Annotated in this window: 22 protein-coding genes and 1 pseudogene; 14 read left to right on the top strand and 9 right to left on the bottom strand. The window is 70.8% G+C overall.

Features of this window, described 5'->3' with window-relative positions:
- Positions 1 to 54: 54 nt before the first annotated feature.
- Positions 55 to 966, top strand: a complete 912-nt coding sequence (locus tag OG331_RS10885; RefSeq protein ID WP_406209918.1) for a PfkB family carbohydrate kinase — start codon at positions 55 to 57, stop codon at positions 964 to 966.
- A 14-nt stretch (positions 967 to 980) separates the two neighbouring features.
- Here OG331_RS10885 and OG331_RS10880 read toward each other — a convergent pair whose 3' ends face one another.
- The gene (locus OG331_RS10880; protein ID WP_406194454.1) at positions 981 to 2,474 is read right to left on the bottom strand and encodes a M1 family metallopeptidase; all 1,494 of its coding nucleotides are present in this window, start codon (positions 2,472 to 2,474) and stop codon (positions 981 to 983) included.
- Between the two features lie 380 nt (positions 2,475 to 2,854).
- Here OG331_RS10880 and OG331_RS10875 point away from each other — a divergent pair.
- The 5 genes and pseudogenes from OG331_RS10875 to OG331_RS10855 form a co-directional block, all read left to right on the top strand.
- Positions 2,855 to 3,683 (top strand): annotated as a pseudogene (locus OG331_RS10875) (CocE/NonD family hydrolase C-terminal non-catalytic domain-containing protein); the annotation flags it as partial.
- Positions 3,684 to 3,689: 6 nt separating this feature from the next.
- Positions 3,690 to 4,961, top strand: a complete 1,272-nt coding sequence (locus tag OG331_RS10870; RefSeq protein WP_406209916.1) for a M14 family metallocarboxypeptidase — start codon at positions 3,690 to 3,692, stop codon at positions 4,959 to 4,961.
- An 88-nt stretch (positions 4,962 to 5,049) separates the two neighbouring features.
- Entirely contained in the window at positions 5,050 to 6,753 is a 1,704-nt protein-coding gene (locus OG331_RS10865) for a BCCT family transporter (RefSeq protein WP_406194452.1), read from the top strand.
- 171 nt (positions 6,754 to 6,924) lie between these two features.
- The gene (locus OG331_RS10860) at positions 6,925 to 7,947 is read left to right on the top strand and encodes an oxidoreductase (protein WP_406194450.1); all 1,023 of its coding nucleotides are present in this window, start codon (positions 6,925 to 6,927) and stop codon (positions 7,945 to 7,947) included.
- A gap of 80 nt (positions 7,948 to 8,027) precedes the next feature.
- Positions 8,028 to 9,668: an ABC-F family ATP-binding cassette domain-containing protein gene (locus tag OG331_RS10855; protein WP_406194447.1), complete on the top strand. Its 1,641-nt coding sequence runs from the start codon at positions 8,028 to 8,030 to the stop codon at positions 9,666 to 9,668.
- Here OG331_RS10855 and OG331_RS10850 read toward each other — a convergent pair.
- From OG331_RS10850 to OG331_RS10835, 4 genes are all read right to left on the bottom strand, one after another.
- Positions 9,665 to 10,240: a putative glycolipid-binding domain-containing protein gene (locus OG331_RS10850; RefSeq protein ID WP_406194445.1), complete on the bottom strand. Its 576-nt coding sequence runs from the start codon at positions 10,238 to 10,240 to the stop codon at positions 9,665 to 9,667. The genes OG331_RS10855 and OG331_RS10850 overlap by 4 nt on opposite strands.
- A 71-nt stretch (positions 10,241 to 10,311) precedes the next feature.
- A complete protein-coding gene (locus OG331_RS10845) occupies positions 10,312 to 12,681 on the bottom strand; it encodes a Tex family protein (RefSeq protein ID WP_406194442.1) in 2,370 nt (789 codons plus the stop codon).
- A gap of 123 nt (positions 12,682 to 12,804) precedes the next feature.
- Positions 12,805 to 12,936: an LPFR motif small protein gene (locus OG331_RS10840; RefSeq protein ID WP_010042827.1), complete on the bottom strand. Its 132-nt coding sequence runs from the start codon at positions 12,934 to 12,936 to the stop codon at positions 12,805 to 12,807.
- Positions 12,937 to 13,052: 116 nt separating this feature from the next.
- Positions 13,053 to 13,922: an SCO6745 family protein gene (locus OG331_RS10835; RefSeq protein WP_406194439.1), complete on the bottom strand. Its 870-nt coding sequence runs from the start codon at positions 13,920 to 13,922 to the stop codon at positions 13,053 to 13,055.
- A gap of 113 nt (positions 13,923 to 14,035) precedes the next feature.
- Between OG331_RS10835 and OG331_RS10830 the strand changes: the two genes are divergently transcribed.
- A complete protein-coding gene (locus OG331_RS10830; protein ID WP_406194436.1) occupies positions 14,036 to 14,995 on the top strand; it encodes a GlxA family transcriptional regulator in 960 nt (319 codons plus the stop codon).
- A 45-nt stretch (positions 14,996 to 15,040) separates the two neighbouring features.
- A complete protein-coding gene (locus OG331_RS10825; RefSeq protein ID WP_406194434.1) occupies positions 15,041 to 15,676 on the top strand; it encodes a DJ-1/PfpI family protein in 636 nt (211 codons plus the stop codon).
- On the opposite strand, the gene OG331_RS10820 is transcribed toward OG331_RS10825, so the two are convergent.
- A complete protein-coding gene (locus OG331_RS10820; protein ID WP_406194431.1) occupies positions 15,663 to 16,418 on the bottom strand; it encodes an enoyl-CoA hydratase/isomerase family protein in 756 nt (251 codons plus the stop codon). The two genes, OG331_RS10825 and OG331_RS10820, sit on opposite strands and share 14 nt — an antisense overlap.
- A 297-nt stretch (positions 16,419 to 16,715) precedes the next feature.
- Here OG331_RS10820 and OG331_RS10815 point away from each other — a divergent pair, with 297 nt between their 5' ends.
- Positions 16,716 to 17,225, top strand: coding sequence for an ATP-binding protein (locus OG331_RS10815; RefSeq protein WP_406209913.1), 510 nt, complete (start codon positions 16,716 to 16,718; stop codon positions 17,223 to 17,225).
- A gap of 27 nt (positions 17,226 to 17,252) precedes the next feature.
- On the opposite strand, the gene idi is transcribed toward OG331_RS10815, so the two are convergent.
- From idi to galE, 3 genes are all read right to left on the bottom strand, one after another.
- On the bottom strand, positions 17,253 to 17,846 hold the full coding sequence (gene idi / locus OG331_RS10810; protein WP_406194429.1) for an isopentenyl-diphosphate Delta-isomerase: 594 nt from the start codon (positions 17,844 to 17,846) through the stop codon (positions 17,253 to 17,255).
- Positions 17,847 to 18,033: 187 nt separating this feature from the next.
- Entirely contained in the window at positions 18,034 to 18,975 is a 942-nt protein-coding gene (locus tag OG331_RS10805) for a cation diffusion facilitator family transporter (protein WP_406194426.1), read from the bottom strand.
- Between the two features lie 167 nt (positions 18,976 to 19,142).
- A complete protein-coding gene (gene galE, locus OG331_RS10800) occupies positions 19,143 to 20,126 on the bottom strand; it encodes a UDP-glucose 4-epimerase GalE (RefSeq protein ID WP_406194423.1) in 984 nt (327 codons plus the stop codon).
- A 277-nt stretch (positions 20,127 to 20,403) separates the two neighbouring features.
- Between galE and OG331_RS10795 the strand changes: the two genes are divergently transcribed.
- The 5 genes from OG331_RS10795 to OG331_RS10775 are packed head-to-tail and all read left to right on the top strand — an operon-like array spanning position 20,404 to position 25,648.
- A complete protein-coding gene (locus tag OG331_RS10795; RefSeq protein WP_406194421.1) occupies positions 20,404 to 22,212 on the top strand; it encodes a DUF5941 domain-containing protein in 1,809 nt (602 codons plus the stop codon).
- The gene (locus OG331_RS10790; protein WP_406194419.1) at positions 22,209 to 22,961 is read left to right on the top strand and encodes a sugar phosphate nucleotidyltransferase; all 753 of its coding nucleotides are present in this window, start codon (positions 22,209 to 22,211) and stop codon (positions 22,959 to 22,961) included. The genes OG331_RS10795 and OG331_RS10790 overlap by 4 nt, the downstream gene beginning before the upstream one ends.
- Positions 22,949 to 24,010: an iron-containing alcohol dehydrogenase family protein gene (locus OG331_RS10785; protein ID WP_406194415.1), complete on the top strand. Its 1,062-nt coding sequence runs from the start codon at positions 22,949 to 22,951 to the stop codon at positions 24,008 to 24,010. The genes OG331_RS10790 and OG331_RS10785 overlap by 13 nt, the downstream gene beginning before the upstream one ends.
- A complete protein-coding gene (locus OG331_RS10780) occupies positions 23,988 to 24,767 on the top strand; it encodes a CDP-alcohol phosphatidyltransferase family protein (RefSeq protein ID WP_406194412.1) in 780 nt (259 codons plus the stop codon). The genes OG331_RS10785 and OG331_RS10780 overlap by 23 nt, the downstream gene beginning before the upstream one ends.
- A gap of 8 nt (positions 24,768 to 24,775) precedes the next feature.
- Positions 24,776 to 25,648 (top strand): glycosyltransferase family 2 protein, encoded by an 873-nt coding sequence (locus tag OG331_RS10775; RefSeq protein WP_406209911.1) that lies wholly within the window; start codon positions 24,776 to 24,778, stop codon positions 25,646 to 25,648.
- Positions 25,649 to 25,671 lie beyond the last annotated feature (23 nt).

The following is a 25,671-nucleotide window of genomic DNA, read 5'->3' as shown; positions in this document are numbered from 1 at the left end:
GGCGTCATGCCGGAGATCACGTTTGTGCGGGGTGACGCCACCGTTGCGTTGGGCTTGAGCCGAGACACCGACGTCCTCGTGCTGGGCGGCGCCGGCGTGGACACCATCGTGTACGTCCCCGAGCTGCCGCTCCCGTACGCCGACAGCTACATGATCGACTCAGGGATCCGCACCCGCGCCGGGCAGACCGGGGACTTCGTGGCCGTCGGTCTGAGCAGCCTCGGCCTGCGTACCCACCACGTCGACTTCCTCGGCGAGGACCCCGAGGGCGACCTCGTCCGCGCCCTGCACCGCGAACACGGCATCGCCCTCACCGCTGTCCCGCAGCCCGCCGGCACCAAGCGCGCGGTCAACCTGGTCGGCCCGGACGGCAGACGGCTGTCCCTCTACGACACGAGCCGCGGACACGCCGAGGACCGCCTGCCGGAAGAGACGGTCCGGGCTCTCGCCGGCGCGAGCCGCCATGCCCATGTCTCCATCACCCAGCCATGCGCCCACGCCCTGCCCATCCTCCGCGAGGCCGGTGTCACGCTCTCCACCGACCTCCACAACTGGGACGGCGAGAACCCGTACCACGAGTCGTTCGCCCACGCGGCGGACGTCGTGTTCCTCTCGACGGCCGCCCTGGACGACCCCGAGCGGACCATGCGCCGAATTGCCGAGCAGGGGAGGGCCGAGGTGGTCGTGGCCACGGCCGGAGCCGAGGGTGCCCACCTGCTGACCGACGGCGAGCTGAGTCACGTCCCGCCGGTCCGGCCCCCGGCCCCGGTGGTCGACTCCAACGGCGCCGGCGACGCCTTCGCCGCCGCCTTCCTCTACGGCAGGCTCACCGGCGAGCCACCGCACCGCTGTGCTCTGTACGGCGCGGTGGCCGGCGCCCATGCCTGCACGGTGCCGTCGACGCGGACGGCACCGATGAGCAGGGACGAACTCATCGAGCGCGCAGCCGCGTTCGAGGGTTCATAGGACGCCCGACGACGTCAGTGCTCGTGCACACCATTCGTCGCCGCGATCTTCTTCCAGGACTTCGGCTGTACCGGATCCGCGCCCGACCTGGCGATGGACGCCGCGCGTGCGGTCGGCGCGGCCGGCTTCGACGGCTCGAACAGCCATGTGTCGAAGAGCGCTGCCAGCGGCTGCCCGGACACCTCCTCGGCGTACCGCTGGAAGTCGGCCACCGACGCGTTGCCGTAGGCGTACTTCTGCGTCCAGCCCTTGAGGATGGCGAAGAACGCCTCGTCCCCGATCTCGTTGCGCAGCGCCTGCAAGGTCAGCGCACCCCGGTCGTAGACGGCGATGTGGAACTGCTTCTCCGGCCCCGGATCCCCGGGCTTGACCGACCAGAACGCGTCGTCGGCCGCGCGCGAGGCGTACACGTAGTCGGCGATCTCCTGCGCCGTGCCCTCACCCTCGTGCTCCGACCACAGCCACTGTGCGTAGCGGGCGAACCCCTCGTTGATCCAGATGTCCTTCCAGTCCTTCACGGACACCAGGTCGCCGTACCACTGGTGGGCGAGCTCATGGACGACGACGTTGGTGTTCACCCCGTTCGCGAAGTTCGCCGGGCTGTAGAACGGCCGGGTCTGCGTCTCCAGCGCGTACCCGGTGTCGGTGTTGGGCACATACCCGCCGAGCGCGTTGTAGGGGTACGGTCCGAAGTACCCGCTGAGCCAGTCGGCGATCTCCCCGGTCCGCTCGATGCTCGCCCGCGCCGCGCCGTAGTGGGGACCCAGGTCCTTGCTGTAGGCGTTGATGACCGGAATGCCGCTCTCGCTCGTCCCCGTCGTCACGTCGAACTTGCCGACCGCGAGCGTGGCGAGATATGTCGCCTGCGGTTTGTCGGAGCGCCAGTTGTAGCGGGTCCAGCCCAGACGTGAACTCGTCGACTGCAGCGTGCCGTTGGAGATGGCCTGCGTGCCGTCCGGGACCTGCACCGAGACGTCGTACGTCGCCTTGTCGAGCGGGTGGTCGTTGCTGGGGAACCACCACCAGGCGGCCTCGGGCTCGTTCGCCCCGACTCCGCCGTCCGCAGTGCGGTGCCAGCTGGTGAAGCCGTACGCCTTCTTCGACGACGGCACGCCGCGGTAGCGCACGACGACCGTGACGTCCGTGCCCTTGGCCAGCGGCTTCTGCGGCGTGATCTCCAGCTCGTGCTCGCCCGAGGTCGCGAACGACGCCTTCGCGCCGTTGACCCGGACCTCGCTGACGTCCAGCAGGAAATCCAGATTGAACCGGGACAGATCCTGCGTGGTCTTCGCCAGCAGGGTCGCCGTCCCCTCCAGCTCGTCCGTGGCCGGCTGGTACTTCAGCCGGAGGTCGTAGTGGGAGACGTCGTATCCGCCGTTGCCGTAGGCCGGGTAGTAGTGATCGCCGATGCCCGGAGCGCCGGGGGAGTGGCTCGCGGCCGAGGCCGGGATCGCCAGCATCAGCGAGGCGGCCGCGAGTGCGCCCGGCGCCATGAATCTGCGGTGCACGAAAGCTCCAAGTCGTAGGGGCCCGAAGTCTGTCCGGAGCCTATTCACCCCCTGTGTCACGGGTGTGTCCATGACCACCGCTGTCACACGATCGCCATTCGGCCGACATGAGTCCACTCGTCCGGCAGACGTTTATCGGCCATAAAGGGCCTCACACGCCATCAGCCGCCCCCTTCTGCACGAGAGTTGACCGATGTACCGTCCGCGCATGCCGAAACGCATGCGCTTCACGATCTGGAGACCGCTCGCGACGGTGGCCGCAGCCGCGCTGACGGCCACGTTCCTCTCACCCGCGGGAGAGCAAGCCCGTGTACTCGTACGAGAACGCCATCCGCGAGGCCGTACGGGTGGACACCGGACTCGACGACGACTGCGACGGAAAGGTCAGGGCGAGCGTCTTCCTGATCCACGGCATGCGGGACCTCAACGTCCGTATGAAGCACGTCGGCCAGTGGTGGGACGCGCCGGCGAAGAACGGCGTCGAGCGCCGGCACCGCTGGTTCGACCACGAGCTCCTCGGCCACGACAACGGCATCGACCGTGAGCCGATGGCCGACATCGAGCGCCCCCCGACCGGTGGGCCACCTCGAAGGCCCGGCCGCCGCGCGGCACCGATGCGACCACATTGCCCCGCCAAGGGCACCGAGGCGGGCGTCGGCACCGTCGGCCTGCGCCTGTCCGGCTCCTCCGAGGTCACCGTCACCGCGACCCCGACCACCTCGACGGCCCACCGCTCCGAAGGCATCACCACCCTCACCGACCGCACCTGCTGGGGCGCGAGCACCACCGGCGACAGTGCCTGCTTCAAGGAGACGCGGGCCAAGACCGCGGCCGTCGGCCACATCGTCGTCAACCGCGGCTGGGCCGACCTGGGCAGCCACGCCTCCGACCTGAAGGGCGCACCGCTCACCCCGGGCAAGGCGTACACCGTCACCGTCACCGTCGACCTGGCGGCCACCGACCACGTCGTCCCGGCAGGCCACCGCCTCGCCCTGATCGTCGCGGGCACGGACAAGGACCTGAACGACCCTCCGTCGACGAAGCCGACGCTCACCCCCGATCTCTCCCGTACGAAGGCCCGCGTCCCGCTGGTCGGCGGCGCCCACGCCTTCGCACGCCACGGCGAGTTCCGTCTCCGCAGCTCCTGAGGCCGCGCCCCTCGACGGCCTGAGCGCACCCCGCACCACCCACTCACCGCATCCCGGAAGGAGGCCAGTGATCCGCACCCGAGCAGTCACCCTGGTCGCCGCGGCCCTCGCCGCATCCATCGTCGCCATACCGGCCCACGCCGCCGACTCCGCGCCCCGCACCGGCTTCGAGAAGTCGAACGGCGCCCGCTGGACCAGCCAGCCCGAGGAGCAGGACTTCCTCGCGGCCGTCGACAGGGCGAGCAAGCGGGTCTCCGTCACCCGTATCGGTACGACGAAGCAGGACCGCCCGCTCCAGCTCGTCCGGATCGGCACCCGCCCCACCCCGAACAAGGTGCTGCTGATCTGCAGCCAGCACGGCGACGAACCCTCCGGCCGCGAGGCCTGCCTGTCCACCGTCCGCGACCTGGCCTACGCGAAGGACCGGCAGACCCGGCGCTTCCTGGAGCGCACCACCCTGCTGGTGGTGCCCACGGCCAACCCCGACGGCCGGGCCGCCGACACCCGCGGCAACAGCGACGGCGTGGACGTCAACCGAGACCACCTCGCACTCCAGACCGCCGAGGGCCGCGCCATGGCCGCGGTGATCCGCGACCAGCGCCCCGACGTGATCTACGACCTGCACGAGTACGGCGCCACACCCCCGTACTACGACAAGGACCTGTTCGACCTGTGGCCGCGCAACCTCAACACGGACGCCCACGTCCACGACGAGGCGCAGGCCCTCTCCGAGTCGTACGTGCGCCCCGCCGCGTCCGGCGCCGGTTACTCGACCGGCACGTACGGGATCTGGACCGACCCCGTGACGGGCGAGCCGATCAAACAGGTCGCCGGTGACGGGCAGGAACGCATCCTGCGGAACATGTCCGGCGTGAAGCACTCGCTGGGGCTGCTGATCGAGAGCCGCGTCGATCCGCTGACCGAGGAGGAGAAGGCCGACGCGTCGCTCAACAACCGGCGCCGGGTGTACTCCCAAGTCGCCGCGCTGGACGGCCTGTTCGACTTCACCGAGGCCCGTCGAGGACAGGTCGAGGCGGCGACCGGCCTGGCCAGGCTCGCGGGGCTCGCCGACACCGGACCCGTCTACATCGGCGGCGCCGACAACGACCCTGCCGAACCCGCCGAGGTGATCGCCGACCCGCCCTGCGGATACCGGCTCACCACCGACCAGTACGGGCAGGTCAAGGATGAGCTCGCGCTGCACGGAGTGAAGGCGAAATCGACCGCCACGGGGGCATTTGTTCCGCTTCGCCAGTCCTTGCGTGCCCTTGTCCCGCTACTTCTGGACGAGCGCGCTCCGTATCACCTGACCGCCGCTGAGCCGGACACCGACTGCTGAAACGGCTGCGATCGGCGGAATCTGTGGTAGGTCCTGGGAGACGACGTGGAGAGGGCGTATCCACGGTTTCCCGGGGAAGGTGCCGCTGATGACTGACGATCTTAAGAAGAGAGGTGGCGGGGAAGGCCCTCCGGACGACCCCGGCCACCGCAGCACCGACCGAGTGGTGTTCGGCGTCACCGCCGTCATCACCCTGGCCTTCGTGATCTGGGGCTGGGCCGCCACGGACTCGCTGGAGAGCGTGTCCACGAAGATGCTCGACGGCCTGATCCACAACGGCGGCTGGGCCTTCATGCTCGCCGCCTCCTGCTTCGTGGTCTTCGCCCTGTGGCTGGCGATCAGCCGCTACGGTCGCATTCACCTCGGCGCCGAGGGCGAGGAACCCGAGTTCAAGACCGTGTCCTGGGTCGCGATGATGTTCAGCGCGGGCATGGGCATCGGACTGATGTTCTACGGCGTGAGCGAGCCGCTCTCGCACTACAACGCCCCACCGCCCGGCACCACCCCCGCCGACTCCGCCGAGCGCATGGAGACGGCGATGGCCACCACCCTCTTCCACTGGACGCTGCACCCCTGGGCGATCTACGCGGTGGTCGGCCTCGCCATCGCCTACAGCACCTTCCGCAAGCGCCGGCGCCAGACCATCAGCGCGGTGTTCACCCCGCTGATCGGGGAGAAGCACGCCAACGGCAGCGCGGGCCGGGTGATCGACATCCTCGCGATCATCGCCACCGTCTTCGGCTCCGCGGCGTCCCTCGGCCTCGGCGCGCTCCAGATCGGCTCCGGCTTCCAGGAGCTGGACTGGATGGACGACGTGAGCGAGGGGCTGCTCGTCGCCATCATCGCCGTACTGACGCTGGCCTTCGTTCTCTCGGCCGTCTCCGGCATCGAGCGGGGCATCCAGTGGCTGTCCAACACCAACATGGTGCTCGCCCTGATCCTCGCGGTCTTCGTGTTCATCGCGGGCCCCACGATCATCGTGCTCGACCTGCTGCCCACCTCGATCTTCGCCTACCTGGGCGACCTGCCCCAGCTCGCCGGCCGCACCGAGGCCAGCGGCGGCGAGGGAGTCGCGGACTGGCTCGGCAGCTGGACCGTCTTCTACTGGGCCTGGTGGATCTCCTGGACGCCCTTCGTGGGCATGTTCATCGCACGCATCAGCCGCGGGCGCACCATCCGGCAGTTCGTCGGCGGCGTCATCCTCGTGCCCAGCACCGTCAGCCTGATCTGGTTCGCGATCTTCGGCGGTACGGCGATGAAGCTGAAGGAGGGCGGCGCCCTCGGCGGTGAGGAGACCCCGGAGGGCCAACTCTTCGCCGTCCTGCAGGAGTTCCCGATCGCGACCGTCACCAGCCTGCTGGTGATGATCCTGGTCGGCATCTTCTTCGTTTCCGGAGCCGACGCCGCGTCCATCGTGATGGGCACCCTGTCCCAGAAGGGCGCACTGGAACCCGGCCGGTTCGTCGTCGTGTTCTGGGGTGTGGTGACCGGAGCCGTCGCCGCCATCATGCTGCTCGTCGGCAGCGGTCAGGGCGACGCGCTCACCGGCCTGCAGAACCTCACGATCCTGGCCGCCGCGCCGTTCGTCCTCGTGATGATCGGTATGTGCATCGCCCTCGTGCGCGACCTGCGCCAGGACCCGATCATCGTGCGCACCGAGATGGGCTCGGAGGCCGTCGAACTCGCCGTGATCGAGGGCCACAAGAAGTATGACGGCGACTTCGAGATCAGGGTCGGCCCGGGCGCCGGCACCGAGACGGAGGGCGACCCGCTGGGCCACGACCACGGCTGAGCGGTACGCACGCACGCGAGAGGGGGCGAGCCGGACGGCCGCCTCCTCTCGCGTGCCTCGCCCCAGGCGGGCCACGCGTTCGGTCGGTCGCCTGTGCGCAGTCATCCGGGGACGTAAGCGGAATATGTCATGCCGCGCTCATATCGGTCCCGCCCTGGGGATACTCACAGCATGTCTGCCGAGTACGCGACCTTCGGCCTGGCACCGGCGATGCGTGCCGGTGGCGTCCTCGCCAACGGTGACTACCAGGTGCACCGGGACTTCGTGGACTTCATCGTCGACGGACGCCCGCTGCTGTTCCAGCTGTCCGACCTCGACGCCGTCTCCCCGCTCGCCTCCGACGTCCCGCCCGCCATCTTCACCGCGCAGGTCCGCAGCCTGCTGCTGGAGGCGGAGGCCCCGCTTCCGGGCGGCCGGTATGTCATCTACGGCTGCCCCGAATGCGAGGACCTCGCCTGCGGAGCGGTCACCGCGCTCATCGACAAGGAGGGCGACGACTACATCTGGCGGGACTTCGCCTGGCAGACCGACGAACACGCCGACCTGGAGCTCAACGGCTACCACGGCATCGGGCCCTTCCGCTTCCACTGCGCCGAGTACCGCTCGGCGCTGGGCTCCCTGCTCGACGGCGACTCCGAGGCGCCGCGCCGCCGGGTCCTGCTCATCGGCGCCCGCGTCGCCCTCCTGGCCAAGCTCGCCGCCGCCCTGCGCACCATCGGCATCGGCGCCGAGATCACCGACGACGTGAGCGGCGTCGCCGTCGACGAACTGCGCACCTACGGCGCCGTCGCCTTCGGCCGTGGCATCGGCGAGGAGCAGCGTGCCGCCGCACGCCGTGCCTTCACCGAGGCCGGAGTCGACGTGACGTATGTCGACGGTCTCGCGCCGATCGTGCCGTTGCTGGTCGCCCAGATCGAACACGCCCTGGACCGCAGCCCGGTCGAACAGCGGCGCCTGACCCGTCTGGTGGCCGCCGACGGCGCGGCGGGCGTCGAGGTCACCTCGCCCTGCCACGTCCAGCTCACCGCGTACCGAGTCGACCGCCTCTACCGCACCCACGCCCACGAGGTCTTCGACGGCGTCCTGGAACCGGGCCGCCACCGCATCGCGCTGGACGCGAAAGCAGTGAAGGGGGAGTCGTTCGTGGTGGCGCGGACCTCGGGGGGTGTGCTGGTGGAGGCGATGGCGCGGTGAGGGCGCAGGGGCCCTTGGAGGCGATGGCGCGCTGAAACGAAGGTGCTCGCGGCCCTGCGCGGCGACTAGGATCGCGCTCTGTGAGTGCCACCCTCGTCGCCAAGAACCTCGCCGCCGGTCACGGCGACCGTTCCCTGTTCAGCGGGCTCGACCTCGTCGTTGCGCCCGGAGATGTGATCGGCCTCGTCGGGGCCAACGGCGCGGGCAAGTCCACGCTGCTGCGCCTCCTCGCCGGGCTGACCGCACCGGAGGAGGGCGAGCTGCGGCTGTCCCCGCCGACCGCGACCGTCGGTCACCTCCCGCAGGAACCGGAGCGCCGCCCCGGCGAGACCGTACGGGAGTTCCTGGCCCGCCGCACCGGAGTCGCCGAGGCCCAGCGCGCCATGGACGAGGCGACCCAGGCCCTCGTCGACGGCGCACCGGGCGCCGACGACGCCTACGCGACGAGCCTGGAACGCTGGCTCGACCTCGGCGGCGCCGACCTCGACGAGCGGGCCGAGGAGACCGCCGACTCACTGGGCCTGGCCGTGGACCTGGACCAGCCGATGACCTCCCTGTCCGGCGGCCAGGCGGCCCGAGCCGGCCTCGCCTCGCTGCTCCTGTCCCGCTACGACGTCTTCCTGCTCGACGAGCCGACGAACGACCTGGACCTCGACGGTCTGGAGCGCCTGGAGCGGTTCGTCGGCGGCCTGCGCGCCGGCACCGTGGTCGTCAGCCACGACCGCGAGTTCCTCACCCGCACGGTCACCAAGGTCCTCGAACTCGACCTCGCCCAGCAGCAGATCAACCTCTACGGCGGCGGCTACGAGGCGTACCTGGAGGAGCGCGACGTGGCCAGACGCCACGCCCGCGACGACTACGAGGAGTACGCCGACAAGAAGGCCGCCCTCCAGGACCGGGCACAGACCCAGCGCGCCTGGATGGACAAGGGCGTGAAGAACGCGCGGCGCAAGGCGAGCAACGACAACGACAAGATCGGCCGCAAGTTCCGCAGCGAGGCCAGCGAGAAGCAGGCCGCGAAGGCCCGCCAGACCCAGCGCATGATCGAGCGCCTGGACGTCGTCGACGAACCGCGCAAGGAGTGGGAACTGCGCATGGAGATCGCCTCGGCACCGCGTTCGGGCGCGGTCGTCGCGACCCTGCGCGACGCCGAGGTGCGACGCGGCGCCTTCAGCCTCGGACCGGTGTCCCTGCAGATCGACTGGGCGGACCGGGTGGCCGTCACCGGCGCCAACGGCGCGGGCAAGTCGACGCTGCTGGGCGCCCTGCTGGGCCGTATCGCCCTCACCGCCGGACAGTCGGCGCTCGGCTCCGGCGTCCTGATCGGCGAGGTCGACCAGGCCCGCAAACTCTTCCACGGCGAGGAGTCCCTGCTGGACGCCTTCTGCGCCGCGGTCCCGGACACCGAACCGGCGGAAGTCCGCACCCTCCTGGCCAAGTTCGGTCTGAAGGCGGACCACGTCCTGCGCTCCGCGGCCACCCTCTCCCCGGGCGAACGCACCCGGGCCGCGCTGGCGCTGCTGCAGGGCCGGGGCGTCAACCTCCTGGTCCTCGACGAGCCGACCAACCACCTCGACCTGCCGGCCATCGAGCAACTGGAATCGGCCCTGGACGCCTACGAGGGCACGCTGCTCCTGGTCACCCACGACCGCCGCATGCTCGACGCGGTCCATGTCACGCGCCGCCTGGAGGTCGCCGACGGCAAGGTGACCGAGCGCTAGCGACGGGTTTTGCCGCCGGCTCGATCGAGTCGGCCGGCCAGCTCCGGGTAGTCGACGACCAAGCCGTCGTCGTCGAACTCGATGTCGCTGCGGAAGTCCCCGGAGGCGAAGCGAACCCGGTTGCGCCCCAGGTGCGTGTAGGTCTGCCGTGACGGCAGGACCGCCAGGTCGGGCACCGACACCCACGCCATCAGGAACTCCCGTTCCACGGGCGCCAGACGGAGCCCGTGCCGCAGCACCGGCATCGTGTTGGTCAGCGGGCACAGGCCCAGGTCGCAGTCGAGGGCGCCGCCGACGTCGGGCAGATGCTCACCGTCGGCGGTCCACCGGCCCGCTCCGTCGTGCCGCAGGTCGAGCGTGCGGGTGCCGTCCGCGGACTCGGCGGTGACGCGCAGCCGACGCGTCACGAAGCCGTCCGCCGTGTCGAGCTCGTACGAGATCCAGTACGGCTCCGGCGTCGTCCCGACGGCACGGCCGCGGGCTCGCAGGGCACCGTCGCCGAGCTCGGCCCACGCGGTCTCGATGCCCTTGCTCCCCGACACCGCCCAGGTGATGACACGCGACTTCGGCATGCCGTCACCCTAAGGGCGAACGGGCCCGGACCTTCCGTGTCGTGCGGAGAGTCCGGGCCCTGCGTGTCGTGTCAGCGCTTGCCCTTCGGGTCGACCAGACCCGCGCGGCGCAGGGCGTCGGCCATGGCGCTGTTCGCCGGAGGCGGTGCCTGGCGCGAGCCGCCTCCGCCACCGCCGCCGCGGCCCTGGCGCTGCTGGGGCGGCCGCCCGCCCCGCTGCCGGCGCTCGCCGCCGCCCCCGCCCTGCTGGGCCTGGGGAGCGGCCTCGTCGTCGAGGCGCAGGGTCAGGGAGATCCGCTTGCGCGGGATGTCGACGTCGAGGACCTTCACCTTGACGATGTCACCGGGCTTGACCACGTCCCTCGGGTCCTTGACGAAGGTCTTCGACATCGCGGAGACGTGCACCAGCCCGTCCTGGTGGACACCGACGTCCACGAACGCCCCGAAGGCCGCCACGTTCGTCACGACGCCCTCCAGGACCATCCCGGATGCCAGGTCGGCGATCTTCTCGACGCCCTCCTTGAAGGTGGCCGTCTTGAAGGCGGGACGCGGGTCGCGCCCGGGCTTCTCCAGCTCCTTCAGGATGTCCGTGACGGTCGGCAGACCGAACGTCTCGTCCACGTAGTCGTTCGGCTTCAGCGACCGCAGCACGCTCGTGTTGCCGACGAGTGCGGCGACCTCCTGGCCCGACGTCTTCACCATCCGCCGGACCACCGGGTACGCCTCGGGGTGCACGCTGGACGCGTCCAGCGGGTCGTCGCCACCGCGGATGCGCAGGAAGCCCGCGCACTGCTCGTACGCCTTCGGGCCGAGCCGTGCCACGTTCTTCAGCTGCGAGCGGGAATTGAACGGGCCGTTCGCGTCGCGGTGGGACACGATGTTCTCGGCGAGTCCGGAGGTGATGCCGGAGACGCGCGAGAGCAGCGGTGCGGAGGCGGTGTTGACGTCCACGCCCACGCCGTTCACACAGTCCTCCACCACCGCGTCCAGCGAGCGCGACAGCTTCACCTCGGACAGGTCGTGCTGGTACTGGCCGACGCCGATCGACTTCGGGTCGATCTTCACCAGCTCGGCGAGCGGGTCCTGGAGCCGGCGCGCGATGGAGACCGCGCCGCGCAGCGACACGTCCATGTCGGGCAGTTCCTGGGACGCGAAGGCGGAGGCCGAGTACACCGAGGCGCCGGCCTCGGACACCATCACCTTGGTGAGCTGCAACTCCGGGTGCTTGGTGATCAGTTCACCGGCGAGCTTGTCCGTCTCGCGAGACGCCGTGCCATTGCCGATCGCGACCAGTTCGACCGCGTGCTCCTTCGCCAGCCGCGCGAGCTTGGCGATCGCCTCGTCCCACTTGTTCGCCGGGACGTGCGGATAGATCACGTCGGTGGCCACCACCTTGCCGGTGGCGTCGACGACGGCGACCTTCACACCCGTACGGAAGCCGGGGTCCAGGCCCAGCGTCGCGCGCGTGCCCGCCGGGGCGGCGAGCAGCAGGTCGCGGAGGTTGGCCGCGAACACGCCCACGGCCTCGTCCTCGGCGGCGGTGCGCAGGCGCAGTCGCAGGTCGATGCCGAGGTGGACGAGGATGCGGGTCCGCCAGGCCCAGCGGACCGTGTCCGTCAGCCACTTGTCGCCGGGGCGGCCGCGGTCGGCGATCGCGAACTTGTGGGCGACGATGCCCTCGTACGACGAGGGCCCCTCGGTGGGCTCCTCCGGCTCCAGGACGAGGTCGAGGACCTCCTCCTTCTCGCCGCGCAGCATCGCCAGGATGCGGTGCGAGGGCAGCGCGGTGAACGGCTCGGCGAAGTCGAAGTAGTCCGCGAACTTCGCGCCGGCCTCCTCCTTGCCCTCCCGCACCTTGGCGGCCAGGCGGCCGCGGCCCCACATGCGCTCGCGCAGCTCGCCGATCAGGTCGGCGTCCTCCGAGAACCGCTCCGTGAGGATCGCCCGGGCGCCGTCCAGGGCGGCCTGCGGATCGGCCACGCCCTTGTCGGCGTCCACGAACGCCGCCGCGGCGGCGAGGGGGTCGACCGTCGCGTCGCCGAGCAGACCCTCGGCGAGGGGCTCGAGGCCGGCCTCGCGGGCGATCTGCGCCTTGGTCCTGCGCTTCGGCTTGTACGGCAGATAGATGTCCTCGAGCCGCGCCTTCGTCTCGGCGCCGCGGATCCGGGCCTCCAACTCCTCGGTCAGCTTGCCCTGCTCACGCACCGACTCGAGGATCGCCGTGCGCCGCTCCTCCAGCTCCCGCAGATAGCGCAGCCGCTCCTCGAGCGTGCGCAGCTGCGCATCGTCGAGCATCTCGGTCGCTTCTTTGCGATAGCGGGCGATGAAGGGCACCGTCGAACCGCCGTCGAGCAGCTCCACGGCGGCCTTCACCTGCCGCTCTCGTACGCCGAGCTCCGCGGCGATCCTGTCTTCGATGGACCCTACGAGGGGTGTCGTCACGATCCCGTCCCGCCTTCTCACTGAGGTTGCGCGGCAATTGTGGCAGGTAGCACCGACAACCGGGGATCAGGGCGGCGACCCGGCCGGGTCGTGGCGGGTCGCGGGCCGGGCGGCGGGACGAAATCAGACCCTGCGGCTGCGCGTGCTGCTGGAGGCTCCGCCGAAGAGCCGAGCGAGAGCGCGGAACGGCAGCGTGACGACGGTCGCGATGGCGCCACCGATCTGGCGCAGTACGTCTGCGATTGCACGGAACACGTGATCACCCTTCCTTGTGGTTGGAGACCCCGAGTACCGCAGCTCGGCCCTGCTATGCAGTGTGATCCGAATGCCTGGTGCAGCCGGTTGTCCCGGCCCGGCCGGGGGGCAGGCGATCAGGACTTGCCGAGGAGGTCCTGGGGGAACGCCCCCGCCGCCACCGCCGCGCGGCTGAACCCCGTGGCGAGTTCCGTGAGGCGTGCGACCCGCTCCGCGCCGAGATGTTCGTACGGAGCCCGGTCGAGGCGGTCCGTCTCGGACTCGATGCGTTCGCGCAGGGCGACGCCCGCCGGGGTGAGGTCACCCGTGTCATCCAGGAGGCCGCGCCCGCGCAGGCGGTCGGACGCCGCGTCCCAGTCCTCCCGGGTCCAGCCACGCGTGCTGCACACCCACTTCGGCGTCATGCCCTTGCCGGTCGCCGTGTGGGTCACCACGGCCTCGAGGCCGTCGAGCCCCTCGGACATCAGTACGGCGAGGTGTCCGTCACCCCGGTGCTCGCGCAGCAGCGTCGTGGCGTGGAAGTAGGCCAGGTGGGTCTCCTCGGGGACCGGCAGGTCCGCGTGCGCCGAGTACAGAGGCCGGGCGCTGCGGGAACAGGCCTCGGTGGCCTGGAGCGCCAGGTGCGCGGCCTCCGCCATCTCCGGGGACGTCACCGCCTCCTCGCCCAGCAGCCGACGCAGCGCCGCGTCTACCGCACGCGCGCGTGCCGCCAGTACGTCCTGCGGGGACGCGATCGCCCAGACCGCCGGTACGTGCCGGGCCACCAGGTCGTACTTGTAGTTGTAGAACGTCGCCGTCACTGCACCCGCCCCGACCGGGCCCAGCGCGGCCGCCCTGACCGCGAAGTTGACGGCCCTGGGGTGCGTGATCCCGAGGGCGCCCAGCTCGGTCCCCGTCTCGGGGGCGAAGTAGGACGTGGAGTGCAGGGAGTTGAGCATGGTGTGGCAGCGGCGGGCGGCACGCGGTTCCAGGGCGGAAGTAGTCATGGCCGGCACGTTACCAACCGCTTGGTACGTGGTTCGGGGGGATACGGATCGTGGCAGGAAAGGTGGGGTCCTCGTCATTGCGGTCATGCGGTCGTTCTCGAAGAATCGATGGCATGGCGCAGCGAACCGTTCTCTTCGTCCTCTTCGACGGCGTACAGAGTCTCGACGTGACCGGCCCGCTGGAGGTCTTCGCGGGAGCCGAGAAGCACCGCGCGGGCACCTATCGCATCCGCACGGCCTCCCTGGACGGCGCCCCCGTCCGCACGTCCAGCCACCTGACCGTCGTACCGGACGAGTCCCTCACCGACGTCTCCGAGCCGCACACACTCCTCGTCCCGGGCGGTGAAGGCACGCGCGGTCCACAGCCCGGGCTGACGGACTGGCTGCGCGAGCACGGACCCCGCGCCGAGCGCCTGGTGTCCGTCTGCACCGGCGCGATCCTGCTCGCCGCGGCCGGCCTGCTGGACGGCCGCCGCGCCACGACCCACTGGGCGTACTGCGACAAGCTCGCCCGTGACCACCCGGCCGTGGAGGTCGACCCGGACCCCATCTACGTACGGGACGGGCGCGTCGCCACCTCCGCCGGTGTCACCTCCGGCATCGATCTCGCGCTCGCCCTGGTCGAGGAGGACCTGGGCCGGGACGTGGCCCTCGGCATCGCCCGCCACCTGGTGGTCTTCCTGCGACGGCCCGGAAACCAGGCCCAGTTCAGCGCCCAGCTCGCCGCCCAGACCGCCCAGCGCGAGCCCCTCCGGGAGGTCCAGCGCTGGATCACCGAGCACCCCGGCGCCGACCTGACCGTCGAGACGCTCGCCGTCCGCGCCAGCCTCTCAGCGCGCCATTTCGCCCGCGCCTTCCAGACCGAGACCGGCATGACCCCCGGCCGCTATGTGGACCGGGTCCGGCTCGAACACGCCCGGCGCCTCCTGGAGGACACGAGCGACGGCATCGAGGAGATCTCCCGGGCCAGTGGCTACGGCACTCCCGAGGCCATGCGGCGCGCCTTCGTCAAGACACTCGGAGCGGCCCCGATCGAGTACCGCCGCCGGTTCCGCCCGGCGCCCGTCGGCTGACTCTCCTGAGTTTCCTTCCGAAGTTTCCTTCCGAAAGGACGAACCATGCAGATCGCGATGGTCCTGTACGACCGCTTCACCGCTCTCGACATCGTCGGACCGTACGAGGCGTTGAGCCGCCTCCCGGACGTCCGGGTCGACTTCGTCGCCGAGTCCGCGGGACCGGTGCGTGCCGACACGGGGTTCCTCGCCCTCACCGCCGACAAGGCCCTGGCCGAGGTACCGCACCCCGATGTCGTCGTCGTACCGGGCGGACCCGGGACGTTTGCCGAGGTCGAGAACGAGGCCCTCCTGGAGTGGCTCAGGACCGCCGACGCCACGAGCACCTGGACGACCTCCGTCTGCAGCGGCTCGCTGCTCCTAGGCGCCGCAGGCCTCCTGGAGGGCCGCCGCGCCACCTCGCACTGGCTCACCCTGGACTTCCTGCCGCAGTACGGCGCCGAACCCACGGGCGAGCGCGTGGTACCGGACGGCAAGTACATCACCGCGGCCGGTGTCTCCTCCGGCATCGACATGGGCCTGACCCTGGTCGGGAAGATCGCCGGCGACGAACACGCCCAGGCCGTCCAACTGCTCACCGAGTACGACCCACAGCCGCCCTACGACGCCGGCTCGCCGCAGAAGGCGCCCGCGCACCTCGTCGAGGAGTTCCGTACGAACAGCCGCTTCAGCCTGACGTAGGCACGTTCCAGGTGAAGCGCGGCTGCCTGCGCTCCAGGAACGCGGCGACGCCCTCCGCGGTGTCGCCGCTTCCGCGCGCCTGCTCCGCCCAGTGATCGTCGCGGTCGGTGCGCCCGTCCGCGAACTCCTTCGCCGCGGCCTGCGTCAGCTGCGAGCGAGAGGCGAGGATCCGGGTGAACTCCGCCACCCGCTTGCCGAGTTCGCCCTCGGGCAGCACCTCGTCCACCAGGCCCGTACGCAGGGCCCGCTCCGTGTCGATCAACTCGCCCGAGAACAGCAGGTACTTGGTGGCCGCCGGGCCCACCAGCGCTGCCAACCGGCGCGTGGAGGACGCCGGATACACGATCCCGAGCTTCGCCGGTGTCACCCCGAACAGCGACCCCTCCTCGGCGAACCGCAGATCGCACGCCGCCGCCAGCTGCGACCCGCCGCCCACGCAGTGCCCCCGGACCGCCGCCAGCGTCGGCTTCGGAAAGGCCGCAAGCGCCTCCTCGGCGGCCACCGCCAGCCCCTGAGCCTCCTGCGGCGAGCCCTGGAGCGTGGAGATGTCGGCGCCCGCGCAGAACGTCCCGCCCTCACCGGTGAGCACCAGCGCCCGTACGCCCGGATCGGCGGCCAGGGTGCCGAGCAGCGGCGGCAGCGCCCGCCACATCGCGGCCGTCATGGCGTTGCGCTTGGCCGGATGGTGGATGACGACGGTGGCCACCGAGTCGGTGACGCTGTGCAGCAGCTGGGGCTCCATGCGGCGGATGCTATCCGCCCCCGCCGAACGTCGATCGGGAAGGGTCGCTCGGCCGGGTCACGGCCCGGGGACAAGCGGAACGAGCCGGACGGCGGGGGCGCCAAACCCGTACAACCCGAATAGTTCGCGAAGTCGGCACAAGCGGCGCCGGAGTGGTCCCACAACTGACCGTGTCATACGCCAACGATCAGAAACGCTCGATACCTGCTGACTTCTGTTCAGCACTACGGCCCGGACCTGTGCGTTACCAACACTCGACGTGTGGTGACAATCGAGCGCGAGGGTGGCGACCGGACGATGGAGAACCACGGGCGCGGGTCCGGCCCACGCCCAGCAGGCGGCGCGGACGAGCCCCTCGTCCAGCGGCCGCCGAATCCACTGCCGTACGAGGGCGTCTGGCGGTTCACCGCCCCCGCCGTCGACGCCTCGGTCCCGCAGGCCCGGCACGCCGTACGGGACCTGCTGTACCGCCAGGGCGTGCCGGTCCCCGACGATCTGGTCCAGGGGGTGTTGCTGATCGTGTCGGAGCTGGTCACGAACGCTGTCCGGCACGCGGCGCTGCTGTCGCCGACGCTTGCCGTGGAGGTCGCCGTCGGCGCCGAGTGGCTGCGGGTGTCCGTGGAGGACAACCACCCCTACCGCCCGACCGCCCTGGAGGCCGACCACGGCCAGACCGGCGGCCGAGGCCTGCTCCTGGTGCGCGAGGTGACCCGGGAGGCGGGCGGTGTGTGCGACGTCGAGCACACGGCGAGCGGCGGCAAGGTGATCTGGGCCGCCGTGCCGCTCAAACCCGCGCCCGTGCCCTAGGCCCCGTCGGACCCGCGCCAACCCTCGTCACCAACCGGCCGACGGGCCCGTCAGCTCCTTGACCGCGGGGCGGGCCGCGTCGAGCACGGTCATGAACCAGGACGAGAAGGTGTCCTTCACGTGGCGCTCGGCCAGCTCGGCCGGCGTCACGAAGGCCGTCTCGCCGACCTCCTCCGGGTCCGGCCGCAGCGGGGACTGCACGAGTCCGACGAAGAGGTGGTTGTACTCCTGCTCCACCAGGCCCGAGTCCGGGTCCGGGTGGTTGTAGCGGACCGTGCCCGCCTCGGCGAGCAGCGACGGGGAGACGCCGAGTTCCTCGTGGGTGCGCCGCGCCGCGGCGGCGAAGGGCGCCTCGCCGGGGTAGGGGTGGCCGCAGCAGGTGTTGGACCAGACACCGGGGGAGTGGTACTTGCCGAGTGCCCGCTGCTGGAGCAGCAGCCGGCCCTGCTCGTCGAAGAGGAAGACGGAGAAGGCGCGGTGCAACTGCCCGGGAGGCTGATGGGCGGCGAGCTTCTCGGCGGTGCCGATCGTCACACCGTTCTCGTCGACCAGTTCCAGCAAAATCGCGTCTGCGGCGCCGTTCGACGGACTGTGCGTCGCGGTGGCAGGTGTGATCGGCATACCCATCCTTCACTTCGGTCTTGCGCCCCAAGTGTGCCGTACGAATCCGGCACTCCCGGCAGTTGATCGTGCCCGGCGCGGCGGGCACGGAACCGCCGCCGGGGGCGCTGTGAGCATGAGGACGCGGCCTACCACCGGATCGCTGCATTCCGTCCGTACTGACGTCTTATCGGACCGTACGGTTGTTTCAGTGACAGAGCCGGGCCTCGTGCTCCGCGTGCCCGATGGGCTCCAGCTGGAAGGTGCAGTGCTCCACGTCGAAGTGGTCGCCGAGGCAGCCCTGGAGCTCGTGCAGCATCTTCTCGTGGCCGATCGCGTTCAGTACGTCGGAGCGCACCACCACATGCGCCGACAGCACCGGCATGCCGGACGTGATCGTCCAGGCGTGCAGGTCGTGGATGTCCTCGACGCCGTCCAGGGCGAGTATGTGGGCCCGCACCTCCGCCATGTCGACGTCCTTGGGAGCCGACTCCAGCAGGACGTCGAGGGTCTCGCGCAGCAGCTTCAAGGTGCGCGGCACGATCATCAGGCCGATGACCAGCGAGGCGATCGGGTCGGCGGCCTGCCAGCCGGTGCTGAGGATCACGGCCGCGGAGATCAGCACCGCGAGTGAGCCCAGCGCGTCCGCGGCCACCTCGAGGAACGCGCCACGCACGTTCAGGCTCTCCTTCTGGCCCTTCATCAGCAGCGTGAGGGAGATCATGTTCGCGACCAGGCCGATCGCGCCGAACACGATCATCAGGCCGCCGTTGGTGTCCGCCGGCGTGAGGAACCGTTCGATCGCCTCGTACAGGACATAGCCGCCGACGCCCAGCAGAAGCAGACAGTTGGCGAGGGCTGCGAGGATCTCCGCGCGGGCGAGACCGAAGGTGCGCTTCTCGCTCGGCGGACGGTTCGCGAAGTGGATGGCGAGCAGGGCCATGGCCAGACCCACCGCGTCCGTCGCCATGTGGGCCGCGTCCGCGATCAGGGCGAGCGAGTCGGCGGCCACACCGCCGACGATCTGGACCACCATGACGCCGAGGGTGATCGACAGCGCAACGCGCAGTCTTCCGCGGTACGCGGCCGCCGCCGTGCCGGTCGTCGGCGCGTGCGTATGCGCGTGCCCGTGATCGTGCCCAGCCCCCATGAGAAAGCCGCCCTTCTGCGGTCCGTCGACGATCGGAATGTCCGCTCGGAATTCCGTCCGGGATCACAGTGAACTACGGGTGGGGGGTATCCGGCAACGCGGCACTGAACACCGTTGTCATGTGCCCTGACCTGCGGAAACGATCCGCAGGTCAGAGCGCTGCATGATCATTCGGCTGTTCGGCCGCCGTGGTGCAGCAACCACCCCTGCCACGCCGACTCGACCATCTCGGGTACCCCGCGCCGAGCCGTCCAGCCGAGCTCCTCGGCGGCCAGCGCGGCCGACGCGACCGCGCGCGGGGCGTCCCCGGGGCGCCGGGCCTCGACGACGGCCGGGCGTGCGTCGCCGGTGACTTCTCCGATCACAGTGATCAGCTCGCGCACGGAGACGCCCTCGCCGCGACCGATATTGACCGTCAGATCGCCGCCCGTGTCCGCTTCGGTGAGCCGCCGGGCCGCCGCCAGGTGCGCCTCGGCGAGGTCGGCGACATGGATGTAGTCGCGGACGCAGGTGCCGTCCGGCGTCGGATAGTCGTCGCCGAAGATCCGCGGGGCCTCGTCGCGGGTGAGCCGGTCGAAGACCATGGGGACGATGTTGAAGACGCCCGTGTCGGCCAGCTCGGGCGACGCGGCGCCCGCGACGTTGAAGTAGCGCAGGCACACGGTCGAGATGCCGTGCGCCCGGCCCGCCGCCCGCACCAGCCACTCCCCGGTGAGCTTGGTCTCGCCGTACGGGTTCACCGGCGCGCACGGAGTGTCCTCCGTGATGAGATCCACATCCGGGTTTCCGTAGACGGCGGCGGACGACGAGAACAGGAATCGCTTGATCCCCGCCTCGGCGACCGCTTCCACGAGCGTCGCGAGGCCGCCCACGTTCTCCCTGTAGTAGCGGGTCGGCTGCGCCACGGACTCACCGACCTGCTTGCGCGCCGCGAGATGCACCACACCCGTCACCGCGTGCTCCGCGCACACCCGCTTCAGCAGGTCACCGTCCAGCGACGAGCCCTCGACGAGCGGGAGGTCCGCGGGGAGGCGTGCGGGATACCCGGCCGAGAGGTCGTCCAGTACGAGGACCTGCTCCCCGGCGTCGGTCATGGCCCGCGCCACATGTGCTCCGATGTAGCCGGCTCCGCCTGTGATCAGCCATGTCATGGTCGCCCACCCTATGACGGGCCCCCGGCGGGGCATGCAATGTCCCCGATGCCCCGGTCTGCGGGCGCGAGTTTGTGGGCGGACCCCGCGATCCCCGATGATGATCGCGGCAAAGCTCAGGGCAAACCACGTTGATCGCTCCGCCAAACGGCCGGTGAACGTTGGCTTCCATTAATCCGATAGCCTCTGCCGACACGCCGCCCGGCCGTCGCCTGCGGGGGCGCCGCCACCATGTACATGACCGGCGCGCATGCCGGTATCCAGGGAGTGAGTTCGGTTGTCGACCGCCATCCTCACCGGTCAGCCGGTGCCCGGATCGTCGATCGAGGGCGATCTGCGCTCCCTCGGCTATGACGTGCGGGTCGCCGCCGACACCGCGGACGCCGAGACCCTGCTCGCCCAGGTGCCCGGCGACCAGCGGGTCGCCGTGGTCGACGCCGGCTTCGTCGGCCACCTGCACGCGCTGCGCCTCGGCCTGACCGACCCCCGCTTCCCGCTCGCCGCGATCCCGGGCGCCGTGACGGCCCAGTCGGCCGGGCGCCAGGCGCTGACCCGGGCCATGGCCCGCGAGAACTCCGCGGGCGGCGGTACGGCAGTCGCCGTCGACAGCCTCGCCGACCGCATCGTCACCGCCCTCGACCACGACGGCACCGACGTGCACCGCCCTGAGCTCGGCAGCCTGGTCGCCGCCGTCCCGGCCGACCCGCAGGCCCGCAACGAGGCACGGCAGGCCGTCTCCGCCGTCGACGACGAGGCCGTACGCCTGAAGTCGGCCGTGAAGTCCCGCGACGGCTTCTTCACCACCTTCTGCATCAGCCCGTACTCCCGCTACATCGCCCGCTGGTGCGCCCGCCGGGGCCTGACCCCGAACCAGGTCACCACCGCCTCCCTGATCACCGCGCTCATCGCGGCGGGCTGCGCGGCCACCGGCACCCGGGGCGGGTTCGTCGCGGCCGGCGTCCTGCTGATCGCGTCCTTCGTCCTGGACTGCACCGACGGCCAGCTCGCCCGCTACTCCCTGCAGTACTCCACGCTCGGCGCCTGGCTCGACGCCACCTTCGACCGGGCCAAGGAGTACGCCTACTACGCGGGCCTCGCGCTGGGAGCCGCCCGCGGCGGTGACGACGTATGGGCCCTCGCCCTCGGCGCGATGATCCTGCAGACCTGCCGGCACGTCGTCGACTTCTCCTTCAACGAGGCCAACCACGACGCCAGCGCCAACACCAGCCCCACCGCCGCTCTCTCCGACAAGCTCGACAGCGTCGGCTGGACGGTGTGGGTGCGCCGGATGATCGTCCTGCCGATCGGCGAGCGCTGGGCGATGATCGCCGTGCTCACGGCCGTCACGACGCCCCGGATCACCTTCTACGTCCTGCTCGTCGGCTGCGCCTTCGCGGCGACGTACACCACGGCGGGGCGGGTGCTGCGGTCGCTGACGCGGAAGGCGCGTCGTACCGACCGGGCCGCGCAGGCGCTGGCCGACCTCGCGGACTCGGGGCCGCTCGCGCAGGGCCTCGCCGGGGTCTTCAAGAACGCCGCGGGCCGGCTGCCCGGCATCGCCGCCCCCGCCGTGGCCCTCCTCGGCGGCCTCGTCCTCCTCGGCCTGGCCGCGCAGCCCGGCTTCGGCGGTCCCTGGGCGGTCGTCGGCGCCGTCGTCTACGCCGTCACCTCGGCCCTGGCCGTCGCCCGCCCCCTGAAGGGCGCCCTCGACTGGCTGGTCCCGCCCTTCTTCCGGGCCGCCGAGTACGGCGTCGTTCTGCTGCTCGCAGCCAAAGCTGAGGTAAACGGAGCCCTTCCTGCGGCTTTCGGCCTGGTGGCCGCTGTCGCCTACCATCACTACGACACGGTGTACCGCATCCGCGGCAACGCCGGGGCGCCCCCGGCCTGGCTGGTGCGCGCCATCGGGGGGCACGAAGGACGGACGTTGCTCGTCACCGTCCTCGCCGCGGTGCTCTCCGCCTCGCAGTTCAGTGTCGCGCTCACGGTGCTCGCCGTGGCCGTGGCCTCGGTGGTGCTCGTCGAGAGCATCCGCTTCTGGGTGTCCTCCGGGGCACCCGCCGTACACGATGAAGGAGAACCCGCATGATCGGCCTCGTGCTGGCGGCCGGCGCCGGACGGCGTCTGCGCCCCTACACCGACAGCCTTCCCAAGGCTCTGGTGCCGGTGGGGCCCGCGGGCATAGAGGGCGAACCCACGGTTCTCGACCTGACTCTCGGCAACTTCGCCGAGATCGGTCTGACCGAGGTCGCGGTCATCGTCGGCTACCGCAAGGAGGCCGTGTACGCGCGCAAGGAAGCCCTTGAGCAGAAGTACGGCCTGAAGCTCACCCTCATCGACAACGACAAGGCCGAGGAGTGGAACAACGCCTACTCCCTGTGGTGCGGTCGTGACGCCCTCAAGGACGGCGTGATCCTCGCCAACGGCGACACCGTGCACCCGGTCTCCGTCGAGAAGACGCTGCTCGCCGCGCGTGGCGACGGCAAGAAGATCATCCTCGCGCTGGACACGGTGAAGAGCCTGGCCGACGAGGAGATGAAGGTCGTCGTCGGCCCCGAGAAGGGCATGACGAAGATCACCAAGCTGATGGACCCCGCCGAGGCGACCGGTGAGTACATCGGCGTGACCCTCATCGAGGGCGACGCCGCCCCCGAGCTGGCCGACGCCCTCAAGGCGGTGTGGGAGACGGACCCGCAGCAGTTCTACGAGCACGGCTACCAGGAGCTCGTGAACCGCGGCTTCCGCATCGACGTGGCGCCGATCGGCGACGTCAAGTGGGTGGAGATCGACAACCACGACGATCTCGCCCGCGGACGGGAGATCGCGTGCCAGTACTGACCCGGCTGATTCCCTCGCCGGTGGTCGTGGACATCCGCCCGGGTGCCCTCGACGACCTGGCCTGTGTGCTCGCCGACGAGCGCATCTCGCACTCCGGCAAGCTGGCCATCGCGGTCAGCAACGGCTCCGGCGCCCGGCTCAAGGAGCGGCTCGCTCCCGCCCTGCCCGGCGCCACCTGGTACGAGGTCGGCGGCGGCACCCTCGACGACGCGGTCCAGCTGGCCGGTGCCATAAGGGCCGGCCACTACGACGCGGTCGTCGGGCTCGGCGGCGGCAAGATCATCGACTGCGCCAAGTTCGCCGCGGCGCGCGTCGGCCTGCCCCTGGTCGCCGTACCGACGAACCTGGCGCACGACGGTCTGTGCTCGCCGGTCGCCACCCTCGACAACGACGCCGGGCGCGGCTCCTACGGTGTGCCGAACCCGATCGCGGTCGTCATCGACCTGGACGTCATCCGCGATGCCCCGGTGCGCTTCGTGCGGGCCGGTATCGGTGACGCCATCTCCAACATCTCCGCGATCGCGGACTGGGAGCTGGCGAACCGCGTCAAGGGCGAGAAGATCGACGGCCTCGCGGCGGCGATCGCCCGGCAGGCCGGCGAGGCGGTGCTGCGGCACCCGGGCGGCATCGGGGACACCGACTTCCTCCAGGTGCTGGCGGAGGCGCTGGTGCTCAGCGGTATCGCCATGTCGGTGTCGGGCGACTCCCGCCCGTCCTCCGGCGCGTGCCACGAGATCAACCACGCCTTCGACCTGTTGTACCCGAAGCGTGCCGCCGCGCACGGCGAGCAGTGCGGACTGGGCGCGGCCTTCGCGATGTACCTGCGCGGAGCCCACGAGGAGTCGGCCTACATGGCCGAGGTGCTGCGTCGGCACGGGCTGCCGGTACTGCCGGAGGAGATCGGCTTCACGGACGACGAGTTCGTCCGCGCCGTGGAGTTCGCTCCGCAGACCAGGCCCGGCCGCTACACGATCCTCGAACACCTCGACCTGACAACCGACCAGATCAAGGACATCTACGCCGACTATGTCAAGGCCATCGGTAGCTGAACTCCGCCCCGTCGTTCACCCCGCGGGGGTGAAGGACAGGCGCAGCGGTGAGCACTGGATGGGACGCCTCTACATGCGCGAGGTGTCCCTGCGGGTCGACCGCTACCTGGTGAACACCAGGGTCACGCCCAACCAGCTCACATACCTGATGACCGTATGCGGCGTCCTCGCGGCCCCGGCACTTCTCGTGCCGGGGATCCCGGGGGCCGTGCTCGGCGTGGTCATGGTCCAGCTCTACCTGCTGCTGGACTGCGTCGACGGCGAGATCGCGCGCTGGAAGAAGCAGTACTCCCTGGGCGGCGTCTACCTCGACCGCGTCGGCGCCTACCTCACCGACGCGGCGGTGCTCGTCGGCTTCGGCCTGCGCGCGGCCGACCTGTGGGGCAGCGGCCGTATCGACTGGCTGTGGGCCTTCCTCGGCACCCTGGCCGCCCTCGGCGCCATCCTGATCAAGGCCGAGACCGACCTCGTCGGTGTCGCCCGGCACCAGACCGGCAAGCCGCCGGTCCAGGAGGCCGCGTCCGAGATGCGCTCCTCCGGCATGGCGCTGGCCCGCAAGGCCGCCGGCGCCCTCAAGTTCCACCGCCTGGTCCTCGGCATCGAGGCGTCCCTGCTGATCCTGGTCCTGGCGATCGTCGACCAGATCCGCGGCGACCTGTTCTTCTCCCGGCTCGGCGTCGCGGTGCTGGCCGGCATCGCGCTGCTGCAGACCGTGCTGCACCTCGTGTCCATCCTCGCGTCGAGCAGGCTGAAGTGAGCGCGCCGATGAAGGTCGGCGCGGTGATCATCACGATGGGCAACCGCCCCGACGAACTGCGCGCCCTGCTCGACTCGGTCGCCAAGCAGGACGGCGACCGGGTCGAGGTCGTCGTCGTCGGCAACGGCTCCCCGGTCCCGGACGTCCCCGAGGGCGTCCGGACGATCGAGCTGCCCGAGAACCTCGGCATCCCCGGCGGCCGCAACGTCGGCATCGAGGCCTTCGGCCCCGGCGGTCGTGATGTCGACATATTGCTGTTCCTCGACGACGACGGCCTTCTCGCCCACCACGACACCGCCGAGCTCTGCCGCGAGGCCTTCGCCGCCGACCCGCGGCTCGGCATCATCAGCTTCCGCATCGCCGACCCGGACAACGGCGTCACCCAGCGCCGCCACGTCCCCCGGCTGCGCGCCTCCGACCCGATGCGCTCCTCCCGGGTCACCACGTTCCTCGGCGGCGCCAACGCCGTCCGCACCCAGGTCTTCGCCGAAGTCGGCGGGCTGCCGGACGAATTTTTCTACGCCCACGAGGAAACCGACCTGGCATGGCGGGCCCTCGACGCGGGCTGGATGATCGACTACCGGTCCGACATGGTGCTGTACCACCCGACGACCGCGCCCTCGCGGCACGCGGTGTACCACCGCATGGTCGCCCGCAACCGCGTCTGGCTCGCCCGCCGCAACCTCCCCGCCCCCCTTGTCCCGGTCTATCTGGGCGTCTGGATGCTGCTGACCCTCGCCCGCCGCCCCTCCCGTCCCGCCCTGCGGGCATGGTTCGGCGGATTCCGGGAAGGCTGGACCACTTCATGCGGTCCCCGCAGGCCCATGAAGTGGCGTACGGTGTGGCGGCTGACTCGACTGGGCCGACCTCCCGTCATCTGACAAGCTCGACCCTGAGAGCAGCC

This window comes from Streptomyces sp. NBC_01017, assembly GCF_045162795.1.
Classification (GTDB): Bacteria; Actinomycetota; Actinomycetes; order Streptomycetales; family Streptomycetaceae; genus Streptomyces; species Streptomyces machairae.
Note: the sequence above shows the minus strand (reverse complement) of the source record. Positions and strands in the feature narration are given on the sequence as shown.

Coding starts and splice junctions, on each gene's coding strand:
- OG331_RS10865 (WP_406194452.1), top strand. CDS start 5,050: ATGACTGACGATCTTAAGAAGAGAGGTGGCGGGGAAGGCCCTCCGGAC.
- OG331_RS10860 (WP_406194450.1), top strand. CDS start 6,925: ATGTCTGCCGAGTACGCGACCTTCGGCCTGGCACCGGCGATGCGTGCC.
- OG331_RS10850 (WP_406194445.1), bottom strand. CDS start 10,240: ATGCCGAAGTCGCGTGTCATCACCTGGGCGGTGTCGGGGAGCAAGGGC.
- OG331_RS10835 (WP_406194439.1), bottom strand. CDS start 13,922: ATGACTACTTCCGCCCTGGAACCGCGTGCCGCCCGCCGCTGCCACACC.
- OG331_RS10830 (WP_406194436.1), top strand. CDS start 14,036: ATGGCGCAGCGAACCGTTCTCTTCGTCCTCTTCGACGGCGTACAGAGT.
- OG331_RS10825 (WP_406194434.1), top strand. CDS start 15,041: ATGCAGATCGCGATGGTCCTGTACGACCGCTTCACCGCTCTCGACATC.
- OG331_RS10820 (WP_406194431.1), bottom strand. CDS start 16,418: ATGGAGCCCCAGCTGCTGCACAGCGTCACCGACTCGGTGGCCACCGTC.
- OG331_RS10815 (WP_406209913.1), top strand. CDS start 16,716: ATGGAGAACCACGGGCGCGGGTCCGGCCCACGCCCAGCAGGCGGCGCG.
- idi (WP_406194429.1), bottom strand. CDS start 17,846: ATGCCGATCACACCTGCCACCGCGACGCACAGTCCGTCGAACGGCGCC.
- OG331_RS10805 (WP_406194426.1), bottom strand. CDS start 18,975: ATGGGGGCTGGGCACGATCACGGGCACGCGCATACGCACGCGCCGACG.
- galE (WP_406194423.1), bottom strand. CDS start 20,126: ATGACATGGCTGATCACAGGCGGAGCCGGCTACATCGGAGCACATGTG.
- OG331_RS10790 (WP_406194419.1), top strand. CDS start 22,209: ATGATCGGCCTCGTGCTGGCGGCCGGCGCCGGACGGCGTCTGCGCCCC.
- OG331_RS10780 (WP_406194412.1), top strand. CDS start 23,988: ATGTCAAGGCCATCGGTAGCTGAACTCCGCCCCGTCGTTCACCCCGCG.
- OG331_RS10775 (WP_406209911.1), top strand. CDS start 24,776: ATGAAGGTCGGCGCGGTGATCATCACGATGGGCAACCGCCCCGACGAA.